Source organism: Pseudoalteromonas carrageenovora IAM 12662, assembly GCF_900239935.1.
In the GTDB taxonomy this organism is placed as follows: domain Bacteria; phylum Pseudomonadota; class Gammaproteobacteria; order Enterobacterales; family Alteromonadaceae; genus Pseudoalteromonas; species Pseudoalteromonas carrageenovora.
This window is the reverse complement of the sequence record NZ_LT965928.1, coordinates 1,292,624-1,305,939: the sequence shown is the minus strand read 5'-3', so window position 1 is coordinate 1,305,939 and position 13,316 is coordinate 1,292,624. Positions and strand designations below refer to the sequence as shown.

Below are 13,316 nucleotides of genomic sequence, written 5' to 3'. Positions count from 1 at the left end.
ATTAAGGTGCCCAATATACCTCAATATTAATGCTTGGGTGGTTAAGTACAGCGCGAAGAGGCATATCATTTACCTCCCCCCCTGCTTTTGCTTGCTTATAAACAGCGAGTTTTTCTTCACCGCTTATCAGTAGCTTAACCACTTTAGAATTTGCTATTGCATTTAACGTAAGAGTCATACGCTCGGTAATACTACCGGTTACGTCACTTTGTATTGCGTTAATTGCACATACTGTTTGCTCAGTTGTTAAACCGTGCTCTAAACCTTCTGCGTGTGGAAATAAAGACGCAGTGTGACCATCAGGGCCCATACCTAATATAGTTACATCATATGGCGCCTTTAAAGCACTATAAGCGGCTTCACATACTTGTGTGCCCTCTTTTGCAGTAGCGGCAGAGTTTTTCATTGTAATGAAGTTTGCTGCACTGCCATAGTTTTGAAGTAACGTGCTATTTATAAATGCTTCGTTACTTTTTTCATGGTTTGGCTCAACCCAGCGCTCATCAACCATGGCAACATCAACGTTTTGCCAATCTAAATCAAGAGTTGATAAATGCTTATACGCAGGTGCCGGTGACGAGCCGCCAGAAACCATGAGCACTGCACGGCCATCATTTTTAATACCATCACGTAATGATTGCTCAAGTGTTGCTGATAACTCAGCAGTTAACGCGTCTTTATTATCAAAAAACTTTTCAACAATAGTTGCCATAACTTATACCTTATCGCCGGTGTTAAACCATACATGGTTGTTTTCAGCCAATAATTCATCAGCATCATCAGGACCCCAGCTACCAGCACGGTAAAGCGCAGGTTTGCCTTTGTCTTGCCAGCGGTCAATAATTGGATCAATCCACTTCCAGGCTTGACGAACTTCATCTCGGTGAATAAATAACGACGGGTTATTTGCAGCCGCATCTAGCATTAAACGCTTGTATGCATCTGAGTGGAAACCATTGCTGTAAGCTTGAGAAAGCTCAATGTTCATTGTTACCGGCTCTAGTTGCATTTCAAGATTATCAAGACGCTTAGACATAAGCGTTAATTGAATCGTCTCTTCAGGTTGCAAGCGAATAACAAGGCGGTTTGGCTCAATATTACCTACGTTATCTTCGTAAATATTGTGAGATACTTTTTTGTATTCAACCACAATCTCAGCACAGCGCTTAGCCATACGTTTACCTGTACGAAGGTAAAAAGGAACACCAGCCCAACGCCAGTTATCAATGTGAGCACGAATAGCAACAAAGGTTTCTGTTTTACTTGAACCTTCATTTAGCTCTTCTAAGTAACCCGGTACAATTTTACCGTTTAGGTCGCCTGGTACGTATTGACCGCGTACAATATTGCTATCAACATCGCCATCTAATAGCGGACGAAGTGCTTCTAACACTTTTAGTTTTTCGTTACGAATACTGTTAGCGTTAAGCTTATTAGGCGATTCCATTGCCACTAAACAAAGTAGCTGTAACAAGTGGTTTTGTACCATGTCACGCAGTGCACCGGCTTTATCGTAAAAACCAGCACGGCTTTCAAGGCCTACAGTTTCAGATAAACTAATTTGAATATTATCAATAGATTTAGCATCCCACATATTTTCAAATAATGAGTTTGAAAAGCGTAGTGCCATTAAATTTTGAACCGTTTCTTTACCTAAGTAATGGTCAATACGGAAGATTTGCTCTTCATCAAAAAACTCTGCAATTTTACCATTAATAGCTTCAGCTGAATCGCCGCAGTAACCAATTGGCTTTTCAACAACGACACGAGACGTTGGGGTAATTAAGCCTTTAGTTGATAAGATTTCACAACATGTGCCGTACACAGCCGGTGGAAGTGATAAGTAAAATACGCGAGATTTAGTGCTATCGTGCTCATCTAAAATACCTTTTAGCACGTCCCAGTTATCGTCTGCTTCAGTTACGTTACTGACTACTGGCACTAAAAATGTAGAAAATGCTTTCCAGTCTTTAGCGTTAAATTCGCCTTTGCTTAAAAATTCTTGTAGTGCTTTGTGCGCTGTTTCTACGTATTCGGCACGTTTAGCTTCTTCACGTACTGTTGGTAGGATACGTGAGCCTTCAGGTAAGTTACCTTCTTGATATGCTCTGTACATTGCAGGTAGCAATTTGCGTAACGCAAGGTCACCACCGCCCCCAAAAATTATAATATCAAAAGGATTAAGCATAGTTACTCTCTACGTTGTGATACCCAATGCATTTGTCTGCGCGGGTATGCCTATTTATTGCTAGATTAGGTGGCTCTTATAGCGTGATTGTATAACAGCCTGCTGAATTGTTGTGTTGTACGGACTTTTTATTATTTTAATTTTCGCTTGTTAAATGAGCCTTAGGGGTCCTGTATTTCCTCTCACAAAAATACAGACCCTAAGAACTCCAGCGCTACCCGTTCAAAGGTACTCGGTTTGCTTATCTTGAGATAAGCTAAATTGTTACTGCGTACGATGCTGCTTGTAGTACGCCATTAATCCGTTTGTTGAGCTATCGTGTGCGTGCTTAACGCTATCATCGGTAAGCTCGCTTTCAATTTTAGATGCTAAACCTTTACCTAGTTCAACACCCCATTGATCAAACGAACAAATTTCTAAAATTATGCCTTGGCAAAATATCTTGTGCTCATACAGGGCTATTAATCTACCCACTGTTTTTGCATCTACAGTGTCTAACAGCATAGACGTAGTTGGGCGATTACCCTTATGAATTTTATGATTTAATAATTCATCAATTTGCGCCTGCGATTTACCCTTAGCGGTTAAATCTGCTGTCACTTGTTTTGCATCTACACCACTCATCATCGCTTCTGTTTGCGCTAAAAAGTTAGATAGTAAAATATCATGGTGTTTATCAACATTTACTTGTGGCTTAACAGATGCAATAAAATCAGCAGGTACAATTACATTACCTTGGTGCAAACATTGATAAAATGCGTGCTGTCCGTTAATCCCTGTCATGCCCCAAATAATTGGCACTGTTGTATATGGTACGGTTTCACCTGCAAAATTAACATGCTTACCATTACTTTCCATTTCACCTTGTTGCAAATACGCAGGCAACATATGAAGCGCTTGGTCGTAAGGTAAAATAGCTTGTGCTGTATACCCTAAAAAGCTGGTATTCCAAACACTAAGCAACGCCATTATAAGTGGTATATTTTGTTCAAAAGGAGCCGATTTAAAGTGCTCGTCTACTTCAAAAGCACCTTCTAAAATGGCTTCAAAAGCGTCATAACCTAAATATAAAGCAATGGGTAAGCCTATCGCACTCCAAAGTGAAAAGCGACCACCGACCCAATCCCACATAGTGAATACGTTTTCATCCGCGATACCAAAAGCGGCTGTTTTTTCTAAATTTGTACTTACCGCAACAAAATGCTTAGCAATAGTGCTGTCATCTTTTGCTGTTTGTAAAAACCAATCAACGGCTGTTTTAGCGTTTGTCATGGTTTCTGAGGTAGTAAATGTTTTTGACGAAATAACAAATAATGTTGTTTCAGGGTCAATTGCCTTTAATACCGATGAAATTTGTACGCCATCTGCATTTGATACGTAATGTACGTTTAGAGTATCGTCAGCAAGCGCTTTTAGCGCCTCTGTTGCCATTTGCGGACCCAAGTTTGAGCCGCCAACACCAATACTTACCACGTCTTTTACTGCTTTACCTGTGTAACCTAACCACTGGCCACTACGAACTTTTTCAACAAATACTTTAATTTTTGCTAATTCGTCATCTACTGCTTGTGTTACGTTTTCGCCATCAACCACTAACGGTGTATGCGCACGATTACGTAATGCAGTGTGAAGCACTGAGCGATCTTCAGTAATATTTATTTTTTCGCCGCTGAACATTTTATCGCGCCATGAAGCAATATCACACTCTTTAGCAAGTGACATTAAGTTGGCAAAAACGTCGTTATCAATAAGTTGTTTAGAGTAATCGAATAATACGCCTGGTATTTGAGTCGAAAATTGAGAAAAGCGTGTGTCATCTTGTGCAAATAACGTTTTAAGATGTGTTTGTTTCATCTTTGCAGCATTTAGCGATAATGCTTGCCAACTTGCTAATTGCGTTCGGTTAGACATGTAAGTACCCTCTAATTCTTTCAATCAATTGATTTTAAAATGCTTTTTATAAAAGCAAAACTCTTATTACTGCTTTTTCATACTAAAATTAAACGTCAATAGTATAACTAAAAATGCAAAAAAAGTGCTGTTTTTATAATTTAAGGTGCAGATGATAACGCAATTTTTAGCTTTTGACACCGGTATCATAAAAATTTTATAAATTAATTATCCCTTAATTTTAAAGGCACTGATATAGCTTAAACCCAAAAAATGAAATATTAATGACTTTTAACGGGTGTTTGTATAATTATCTAATAAGTATGCATAAATAAAAAAGTCGGCCCTAAAGCCGACTTATTATTAACCGCTGCTGTTAATTGCTCAGTGCCAAGCCACCATTTAAGTTATAAACGGTTTTATACCCTAGTTGCATTAAGTTGTTAGCCGCTATTTTTGAGCGGTTTCCGCTTCGGCACAATAAAATGTATGTATTGTTTTTATTGAGCTGGCCTTCAAATACCGCATTGGCCATTCTGCTAAGAGGTATATTTAACGTGTTTGCATTGGGAGTGTTAAACAAGTGAGCTACGTTGGTAGCACCGTGTTCGTATGGTTCTCGTGTATCAATTAAATAGGTGCTATCCGTGCTAAGCATTGCTTTTGCATCTTTAAAACTCAGTTGTTGCGTATCAATTTCTGGCAGCGCGTTTACATAACCACATAACTGGGTGTTATTAACTTGTTTTAGTGCATCATATTGCTGCTTTTGCAATGCAAACTCATCAATTGAAATATCGTTATTTTTTAAAGCACTTAATAAAGGTGTTTGCTTTTGCTGTACAGCCCAGTTCATAGCAAAACACTGTTGGTAGTCGTGCCCTGAACAAATAATACTCTTATTAGTTAGCTGCTTGCTTAATGTTAAAATAGACTGCGCCATAGCTTTAGCATCGCCCCCTTTAAGCGATGTGTTGCCAAGCCCCGCAGGTAAAATTAAATCGCCACAAAAACAGTACCGCGTTTCACCCGCGCTATTTTTTAGTAAATAACTGACGCTGTCTTTGCTGTGCCCTGGTGTTGCTACTTTTTCAAGCACGTCATTTGTTAGTGTTATTGTTGCTAGGTTTATAGGCCAACCAAGCGCATCAACTTCACCCTTTACAACTCTATGAGCTAATACACTCGTTAGTAGCTGTGTTGCAGACTCTCGCTCTTGATGCTTATGAGTATTAAGTACCGCAGCCACCTTTAAGTTTTGAGTATTCGCTATTTTTTCAAATCGAGGAATTAGCTCAATAATTGGGTCGATAATAACTGCGTGCTTATCGTCGCTCACATACAACCAACTACACGCGCCCTGATGCCTAAATTGAGTTAATCCCAGTGCGCACACTTCTTGTTGTGGTGTAGTACTGTCAGACACGATTAAACAGTTTGCTTGCAGTATTTGTTTTAAAGCACGAATACGCTCACAAGCATAAGTTATATCTTGCTGCGTGGCTGCTGGGCCAAACGAGAGCCTAATTGCATTTTCGCTTTGCCATTTACTTGCGCCCATTGCATCAAGTACAAAGCTTTGCGCAGCACCTGTACTACACGCAGATCCCCCACTTACACGAATACCTGCCGCGTCAAACAAATCAATCACTTCTTTTGACGTTAAATCGTTTACAGCAAAGTTTAATGTTGTTGGCACTGAATGCTCAAAACTATGATTAAACGTTATATCGCCAAATGTATTTTTTAATGCTTCGTGTAACTCACTGCGATAGCTATTTAATGTATCTAATGATTTAAAAGTATCGTCGGTTTTATCGAGTAATAAGCTAAAAAGCTTATTTAACCCAGCAATACCTGGCAGGTTTTCGGTGCCTGATCGCATACCGCTTTCTTGCCCGCCACCGGCTATAAATGGCGTGTAAGCACTGCCACTTTTAATGTAAAGTAGGCCAATTCCTTTAGGTGCATAAAGTTTATGCCCAGAAAACGGCGCGTAATCTATCGTTGTATCGCTAAGCACAAGCGCTTGCTTACCAAGAGCTTGAACGCAATCAACCATCCACGATACATTGTTGTTACGGCTGCGAATTGTTTGCTCAATTGCTGCTAAATTTTGATACACGCCAGTTTCGTTATTAACCGCCATTGTGCAGATCATCAATGCGTTATTGATATGCTTTGCAATAAAATCTAAATCTAAAATACCGTTACTATCTACCGGAATAGCAAGCACTTGGGCGTTTATTTCAAGTACGTTATTCCAGTGTTTTAATGTATTTGGTACGGCTTTGTGCTCTGTAGCACCATATAGCAATACTGGGTTTTTAATAGTGTGTTTTTTAGCATTGATAAGCGTAGATACCACCGCTGTTTGAATACCTTCTGTAGCACCTGAGGTAAACAAAATATCGCCATTTTTAGCACCAATGACGGCGCGAGCTTTATCGCGTGTTTGCTCTAATAAGTGTTTAGCTTGAATACCACTAATATGCGGGCTAGAAGGATTACCAAAACATATTTGCATAGTATGGGACACCACATCAGCAATGCATGGCAACACTGGGGTCGTTGCATTTGCATCAAGGTAAACTTGTTTTAGTGGTTCATCGGGCAATAAAAACTCAGACATTAAAAAACGCACCTTTATTACTAAAAAATATATCTTATTACCAATAGTACATAAATTTATGGGTAATGAGTAATAACTCTTTAGCAACTTAGGTGCGTTTACTATTCTTTTTTATACTAAAAATTTGTTTGTAGCGTTACTCCGCCAGCTCTTTGGTTATTTCTTCATGTGTTGATGACCACGCATTTATTAACGCTTTTACAAGCGATGCTAATGGAATGGCAAAAAATACGCCCCAAAAACCCCACAAGCCACCAAAAAATAACACTGCAACAATTATAAATACCGGGTTTAAGTCAACCGCTTCCGAAAACAACAGCGGCACTAATACATTGCCATCGAGTGCTTGGATGATCCCGTAAATTATTAAAATGGTCCAAAACTGCGTTTCAAGGCCAAATTGAAACAATGCCACAGCGGCAACCGGGATCGTTACAAGCGCGGCACCAATAAATGGAATTAATACCGAAAAGCCAACTAGCACACCTAAAAGTGCCGCATAACGTAAATCTAAAACAGTAAACGCTATAAACGACACACCACCAACAATTAAAATTTCAAACACTTTACCGCGAATGTAGTTCATTATTTGCTGATTCATTTCATTCCAAACCTGCAAAATTAAACGCCGTTGCTGTGGTATAAGTTTAGCGGCGCTACCTGTTAGCTCTAACTTATCTTTAAGCATAAAAAACACCAGTAACGGCACAAGTACCAAATAGATAAGCCAAGCCACAACATCTTTTAACGACGTAAGCGAAAACGATAAAACCACTTGGCCAAACTCAATTATTTTGTCTTCAACGGTTGCCACAATAGCCTGTACTTGTTCAATATTAATTAAACTTGGGTATCGCTCAGGTAATGCAATTAAGTACGACTTACCTTGCTCTAGCATATGCGGGGTTTCTTGCACTAAGTTACTGGTTTGTTTCCAAAGCACTGGCCCAATAACTAAAATAAGAGTCAGCATAATGCTTATAAAAATTAGCATTACTATAACTGTAGCGCCAAAGCGCTTTACACCAAAGCGCTCTAAATGCACTACAGGCCAATCAAGTAAATAAGCAATTACCAATGCCACTAGTACCGGCACAATTAACGAACCAAAAAAGTAAAGTAAAGCAACTGAGGCTAATAATAAAAATAATAAGGTAACCGAATGAGGATCCGAGAACTTCCTTTCGTACCATGCTTTTACGTATTCAAACATGTAATGGCTCCACTAATAACAACCCACGTTGTTTATCAAAATTGTAACGGTAAGCATTTTTTTGCAAAAAACGTTCTATGTCGTTCGCACTTTCGCCTTTATTTATACTAAAAATAATGCACTGTTTTGATGACTGCGCACTTTTTAGGGCAAGTTTAAACTGCACAAATTGCTGCGGACATTTAAACTTTTTTAAATCGCGCTCTAACATAACGCCTCTACTCGCGTAGTAAATGAATAATAAGTCGCATATTGTTGGTCAATATACTTATAAAGCATGAACAGCAGTAACTTTTTCTTAAAACAATTCATGCAATAGTTTATCCTTATGAAATAGTTAGCAGTAAGGATAAGTTAATGTCTGGAACGCATAATAAAGCGCATCTACCAAGTAATCCAACACTCAAAGAGATTAATTGGTTTAAAAAACAGATTAATTGGGGGGAGCTACCGCCTTTTTATCATTTAGTTGCGTCTTCTGTTAGTGAATCAGAGGGAGTGTTAGAACACGGATTTGATAACGCAGTAAAAAACTTACTCGATAAACGTAATTGGAACTTAGACTTACTTGATGGTTACGAAGATAACTTTGGTGAAATACACACAAAACACAAACCACGCATAGCACTGCACCAAGTATTTACCGATAGAGGTTTTGAGCTGTGGGCTCAGCCTTATGCAAAAGATGTTATTGTTGATCAATACATTAAAGATAACCGTTTTATGGAATTTAGAGTGTGGGACCCACATTCAATGAAAAACCTAATAAGAATAAACCAACTCCATAAATTTATAGGTTTTTATTTTGAACGCGGTGACAAAGCCGATAAAGCACTTATTTTACATGCACATAAAGTGGTACATAAAATTATTACTTTTTTACAGCGCGAATTGAACGTTGTAAAGCTTGATGGAGTCACAATAAAAGAACTCTACCAATTGTGCGAAAAAGACAGCCGCGCAAGCAGTGACGAAATAGATATTGCCAAAATTGCCATTGGCGAACCAATAAACAAGGAATAAAATGCAGCTAAAATCAGCATTTATCACTTTATGTAGCGCCGCACTCACATTTAGCTTATTAGTGAGCGAGCCTTTAAAGGCACAAACTAACTTTACGCTTCCTGATTTAGGAACATCCGCATTACAAGCACTGCCACTTGAAAAAGAGCAAGCCATTGGCGAAGTCATGATGATGCAGATACGCGGCTCGTCGCCGGTTATAAACGACCCCGTGCTTGACGAATACCTAACAACTATTGGCCGAAAGCTAGTCGCTAATGCTAACGATGTACGTTTTCCGTTTTCGTTTTTTTGGATTAATAACTCAGAAATAAACGCCTTTGCGTTTTATGGTGGGCATGTAGGTGTGCACACAGGGTTAATAGCGCAAGCCGATAACGAAAGCCAATTTGCATCTGTACTTGGGCACGAAATTGCCCACGTAACGCAGCGCCATTTAGCACGCAGAATTCAACAACAACAAGATAATAGCGCAATGACAATTGCCGGAATGATCGCCGGTATATTAGCAACCGTTGTAGCTCCGGATGCAGGTATTGCTATTATTTCAGCAAGCCAAACGCAATCTGCGTTTAGCCAACTAACGCATAGCCGCTCGGCAGAGCAAGAAGCCGACCGTATTGGCATGCAAACACTTAACAACGCAGGCTTTGATGCACGCGCATCAAGTGAATTTTTAACAAAGCTCGCCGCACAAATTCGTTACAAATATAAGCCACCTGCATTTTTGCTGACTCACCCGTTACCTGAAAGCCGTGTATCAGATGTGCGTTTACGCGCCGAGCAATACCCTAAGCGCCATATAAACCCAAGCCTTGAGTTTAATTTAGCCAAAAGCCGCGTGCTTGCACGCTACGATAACAAACCAGAAAAAGCTGAAGACTTATTTAGAAAACTACTACGCGAAAATAACTACAGCAATACAGCCCTGAAGTACGGTTTAGCCATAAGTTTACTCGATCAAGATAAGTTAGACGAAGCGGCGCCAATCCTTGATGAGTTATTAAAAAACGATCCTAAAAATTTATTTTATATCGACACCCATACAGATTTATTAATAGCGCAAAAAAAGGCCGATGAAGCCGTTAAGTTTTTAGCCGATTTAAATCAATACCGCCCTAATAACCAAGTTATTACGCTTAACTATGCAAATGCAGCACTTGAAGCTGAGCAATATGAGCTTGCCGAAAACACACTTAAAAGCTTTTTACTAGAAAAGCCAAACCATAACTTAGGTAAACAATTACTTGCTGATGCGTATAAAAAGCAAGACAAACTTGCTGCCTACCACGAAGCAAACGCCGATGTACTATCGCAATATGGCGCATATATTAAAGCCGCAGACGAAGTACAAAAAACACTTAACTTTGTGGAGCCTACAGAACTTGTTAAGCAACAACGCTTAAAAGCACTACTTACCCAATACCGACGTTTACAAAAAGAGCTTGCAAGACTTTAAGTCTGCAAGCGCTTGCCCTAAAATAGAGGCAATTCACACTTTGGATACATTTTATGTCTGTTACTATTTATCATAACCCGCGTTGTTCTAAATCACGCGAAACGCTAGCCCTATTACAAAATAACAATGTAGAGCCAAGTATTGTCGAGTATTTAAAAACACCTCTTTCGCATGAGCAAATTACAACGCTTGTAAGCCAGCTTGGTTTTGATTCAGTTCGCCAGCTTATGCGCACTAAAGAAGACGCTTACAAAGCGCTTAACTTAAAAGATGAAAACAGCGAGCAAGCTTTAACCGACGCCATGGTACAAAATCCAAAGCTAATTGAACGCCCTATTGTGGTTAATAACAATAAAGCAGCTATTGGTCGCCCACCAGAAAACGTACTAAGCGTTTTATAATGAGCGAAACCATTGTGGTGCTTTACCACTCAAGCCATGGCTCTGTAGAGGCTATGGCTCACGAAATAGCTGAGTCCATTGAGCAACAAGGCGCAACGGCCTTACTGCGTACATTTGTAGCTAAAAATCCGCACGACATTGTTATTTCAAAAGATGAGCTGATAAATTGTGATGGCCTTGCCTTTGGCACGCCCACACGATTTGGCATGATGGCCTCTCAGGCTAAAAGCTTTTGGGAAACCACCAGCGACTTGTGGCTAAAAGGGCAATTAATAGATAAGCCAGCTTGTGTGTTTTCGTCATCAAGCAGTATGCATGGCGGCAATGAAGCCACATTACTTAATTTATCTTTACCACTTTTACACCACGGTATGATGCTACTTGGCGTACCATACGATGTACCTGAGTTACTTGCCACGCAAACGGGTGGCACACCTTATGGCGCAAGCCATGTTGCAGGTAGTAGTAATTCAAATACGCTAAGTAAAGACGAAATTAAAATATGCCAAAGCGTTGGTAAACGCCTTACTCACATTGCGAGAAAACTTAAATGAATACCGCTGACAACCCAGCTAAAAAGCCTATTACTATAAAATTTCAGCGCGCCGCACTCTTTGGTTATGTAGGTTTGCTAATTTTAATTCCATTGTGGATGTATTTTGTACCACCTTTAAATGGTAATGCGAGCTTAGTGTCAATCTTTGTGCCCATTATTCCTTTATTACTGCCGTTAAGAGGCATAATTCAAGACAACACCTACACCTATGCGTGGGCTAACTTTATTGTAATGCTTTACTTTATTCACGGGTTAACCATGCTTTGGGCTGCGCCTAATGAGCTTATATGGGTATTGTTAGAACTGATATTTGCATCTTCTATGTTTATTGGTTGTACGTATTATGCAAGGCATCGCGGACAAGAACAGGGGTTAAAAATTCGCAAGCTTAAAGAAGAGCTTGCTGAAGAAAAAGCCGCAAACGAGCACGGTAAATAACGCACAAATATCAATCAAGCACCATAAATTAAAAAACGCGCTTAAATTACTTTAAGCGCGTTTTTTATTAACTTTTTAAAAGTGACTAAACCAAATCACTCAAGGCCGCTAGTGCCACTATACTCGCAAGCCCAATTTGAGCCACTAAGCTTAATAACGAAAACCCCCTGAGTACAAACAAACCCCACGGGTGCTTAATATGCGGGTATAACGCGCAGCGTTTTAAACTGGCCGCAAAGAAAAAACAAATCACGGCTATCATGGTTAAACCAAGCGTTAATTCACTTTTAATTGTAATTGTTTCATCAAAAAAGAAGAACAACTGTAATGGAAATAACAACGTAACCACAGCGTGCAACACGTGAACTTTTTTAATTCGGTCAAACTGCCCTTCTGGGGAAAGCTCTTTAATACCAAAATCGCGCTCTAAGCATTTAACTAAGTTATTAGCTTTAATACTTACCGCGAGCCTGTAGCAGCTTAAGCCTTCTTTATTACGAGCTCTAAAATCGTATCCGGCTTTAATTAATAGCACCATCAACGACTCATTTTTAGCGAGTACAGCGTAATGTAATGCTGTGTTTCCTAAGTTATCGACTGCTTTTTTATCTTGCTTTGCGAGTAAGGTTTCTACTACGTTTACAAAACCTTTTTCAGCTGCCCACATAAAAGCCGTTTTATTGTTTTCATCAGCCAGCACACCAGTTGCGCCTTGCTCAATAAAGCGCATAGCCATAGTTTGTTTAGCTGTTTTTTTACGTAAATGAGTAAGTAAGGCTTTTTCAAGCAGCACAACCGAGTCAACATCCGGCGATACTTGAGTTAGTAAGGTAAAGTAGTCTTTCCCAGATGCTACCTTCTCGCTGGCAAGCTCAGAAAGCTTATCTAAATCAGCAATTGATTCTGGAATAAAAGCACTTAAGCGCTCTCTAAAATCAACTTCCTTCCAAAGTGCTAAAGCATCCTCTGCAGAGAGTTTACTTTTATTATTTAACGCATGCTCAATGAGCGTAAAGTAGCGTTTGCTAAATAATAAATCAACTAAGGATAACGGTGTTTTGATGGTGCTTTGCGCGGCAACACTTGCATATTTTTCGAGGCGCTGACATAGCATAAGCACTAAGCTTTCTGGGGTGTATTCATTATCGTAATAATGGCTTTTAACCGCACCAATATAAGCTTGAGCGTCTTCATCATATTCGCAAATATGTTGAAAATAACATTCTTCAAATGGTTCTAGCGGAGTTAACCATGCTAAATAATAAATAGGCGGCAACACGGTGGTGCATACACCATCATCTTCATTTGTAGAACGACAAGCAGGCCAAGCTTCCAAAGCATCTAAAATAAAGGCACCGTTTTGTTCTACAAGTCCTTTAATAAGTAATGGGCATTCCTTTGGCCAAATCAGTACATTTTCCATTAAAACAACACAACTCCAGTGTGGCTTGGGGGTGGTAAGTTATATCAGTTTTTAGCTGACACCACGCTTAATCAAAGTGTCGATATTCTAGCA

The 13,316-nt window shown here is 39.5% G+C and carries 12 protein-coding genes; 5 read left to right on the top strand and 7 right to left on the bottom strand.

Going from position 1 to position 13,316, the window contains the following annotated elements:
- Position 1: 1 nt before the first annotated feature.
- The 6 genes from pgl to ALFOR1_RS06015 form a co-directional block, all read right to left on the bottom strand.
- Positions 2-712 (bottom strand): 6-phosphogluconolactonase, encoded by a 711-nt coding sequence (gene pgl, locus ALFOR1_RS06040; protein ID WP_058548144.1) that lies wholly within the window; start codon positions 710-712, stop codon positions 2-4.
- Between the two features lie 3 nt (positions 713-715).
- Complete coding sequence (gene zwf, locus ALFOR1_RS06035) at positions 716-2,188, bottom strand: glucose-6-phosphate dehydrogenase (protein ID WP_058548143.1); 1,473 nt, start codon at positions 2,186-2,188, stop codon at positions 716-718.
- Positions 2,189-2,452: 264 nt separating this feature from the next.
- A complete protein-coding gene (gene pgi, locus ALFOR1_RS06030; protein ID WP_058548142.1) occupies positions 2,453-4,099 on the bottom strand; it encodes a glucose-6-phosphate isomerase in 1,647 nt (548 codons plus the stop codon).
- Between the two features lie 355 nt (positions 4,100-4,454).
- A complete protein-coding gene (locus tag ALFOR1_RS06025; protein ID WP_104642366.1) occupies positions 4,455-6,710 on the bottom strand; it encodes an aminotransferase class V-fold PLP-dependent enzyme in 2,256 nt (751 codons plus the stop codon).
- A 136-nt stretch (positions 6,711-6,846) separates the two neighbouring features.
- Positions 6,847-7,923, bottom strand: a complete 1,077-nt coding sequence (locus ALFOR1_RS06020; protein WP_058548140.1) for an AI-2E family transporter — start codon at positions 7,921-7,923, stop codon at positions 6,847-6,849.
- Positions 7,916-8,134 carry a hypothetical protein gene (locus ALFOR1_RS06015; protein ID WP_104642365.1) on the bottom strand — a complete coding sequence of 73 codons (219 nt, stop codon included), beginning with the start codon at positions 8,132-8,134 and terminating at the stop codon, positions 7,916-7,918. The genes ALFOR1_RS06020 and ALFOR1_RS06015 overlap by 8 nt, the downstream gene beginning before the upstream one ends.
- Positions 8,135-8,280: 146 nt before the next feature.
- Here ALFOR1_RS06015 and ALFOR1_RS06010 point away from each other — a divergent pair, with 146 nt between their 5' ends.
- The 5 genes from ALFOR1_RS06010 to ALFOR1_RS05990 are packed head-to-tail and all read left to right on the top strand — an operon-like array spanning position 8,281 to position 11,800.
- A complete protein-coding gene (locus tag ALFOR1_RS06010; RefSeq protein WP_058548138.1) occupies positions 8,281-8,946 on the top strand; it encodes a hypothetical protein in 666 nt (221 codons plus the stop codon).
- Position 8,947: 1 nt separating this feature from the next.
- The gene (gene bepA / locus ALFOR1_RS06005; protein ID WP_104642364.1) at positions 8,948-10,405 is read left to right on the top strand and encodes a beta-barrel assembly-enhancing protease; all 1,458 of its coding nucleotides are present in this window, start codon (positions 8,948-8,950) and stop codon (positions 10,403-10,405) included.
- A gap of 53 nt (positions 10,406-10,458) precedes the next feature.
- Positions 10,459-10,806, top strand: coding sequence for an arsenate reductase (glutaredoxin) (gene arsC / locus ALFOR1_RS06000; RefSeq protein WP_058548136.1), 348 nt, complete (start codon positions 10,459-10,461; stop codon positions 10,804-10,806).
- A complete protein-coding gene (gene wrbA / locus ALFOR1_RS05995; RefSeq protein WP_104642363.1) occupies positions 10,806-11,360 on the top strand; it encodes an NAD(P)H:quinone oxidoreductase in 555 nt (184 codons plus the stop codon). Before arsC ends, wrbA begins: the two co-directional genes overlap by 1 nt.
- Positions 11,357-11,800, top strand: a complete 444-nt coding sequence (locus ALFOR1_RS05990; protein WP_104642362.1) for a DUF2069 domain-containing protein — start codon at positions 11,357-11,359, stop codon at positions 11,798-11,800. The genes wrbA and ALFOR1_RS05990 overlap by 4 nt, the downstream gene beginning before the upstream one ends.
- A gap of 85 nt (positions 11,801-11,885) precedes the next feature.
- Here ALFOR1_RS05990 and ALFOR1_RS05985 read toward each other — a convergent pair whose 3' ends face one another.
- A complete protein-coding gene (locus ALFOR1_RS05985; RefSeq protein WP_104642361.1) occupies positions 11,886-13,223 on the bottom strand; it encodes an ankyrin repeat domain-containing protein in 1,338 nt (445 codons plus the stop codon).
- Positions 13,224-13,316: the final 93 nt, after the last annotated feature.

Excerpts from the sequence above, each read along its gene's own strand:
- pgl (WP_058548144.1), bottom strand. The coding sequence starts at position 712 with ATGGCAACTATTGTTGAAAAGTTTTTTGATAATAAAGACGCGTTAACT.
- zwf (WP_058548143.1), bottom strand. The coding sequence starts at position 2,188 with ATGCTTAATCCTTTTGATATTATAATTTTTGGGGGCGGTGGTGACCTT.
- pgi (WP_058548142.1), bottom strand. The coding sequence starts at position 4,099 with ATGTCTAACCGAACGCAATTAGCAAGTTGGCAAGCATTATCGCTAAAT.
- ALFOR1_RS06025 (WP_104642366.1), bottom strand. The coding sequence starts at position 6,710 with ATGTCTGAGTTTTTATTGCCCGATGAACCACTAAAACAAGTTTACCTT.
- ALFOR1_RS06020 (WP_058548140.1), bottom strand. The coding sequence starts at position 7,923 with ATGTTTGAATACGTAAAAGCATGGTACGAAAGGAAGTTCTCGGATCCT.
- ALFOR1_RS06015 (WP_104642365.1), bottom strand. The coding sequence starts at position 8,134 with ATGTTAGAGCGCGATTTAAAAAAGTTTAAATGTCCGCAGCAATTTGTG.
- ALFOR1_RS06010 (WP_058548138.1), top strand. The coding sequence starts at position 8,281 with ATGTCTGGAACGCATAATAAAGCGCATCTACCAAGTAATCCAACACTC.
- bepA (WP_104642364.1), top strand. The coding sequence starts at position 8,948 with ATGCAGCTAAAATCAGCATTTATCACTTTATGTAGCGCCGCACTCACA.
- arsC (WP_058548136.1), top strand. The coding sequence starts at position 10,459 with ATGTCTGTTACTATTTATCATAACCCGCGTTGTTCTAAATCACGCGAA.
- wrbA (WP_104642363.1), top strand. The coding sequence starts at position 10,806 with ATGAGCGAAACCATTGTGGTGCTTTACCACTCAAGCCATGGCTCTGTA.
- ALFOR1_RS05990 (WP_104642362.1), top strand. The coding sequence starts at position 11,357 with ATGAATACCGCTGACAACCCAGCTAAAAAGCCTATTACTATAAAATTT.
- ALFOR1_RS05985 (WP_104642361.1), bottom strand. The coding sequence starts at position 13,223 with ATGGAAAATGTACTGATTTGGCCAAAGGAATGCCCATTACTTATTAAA.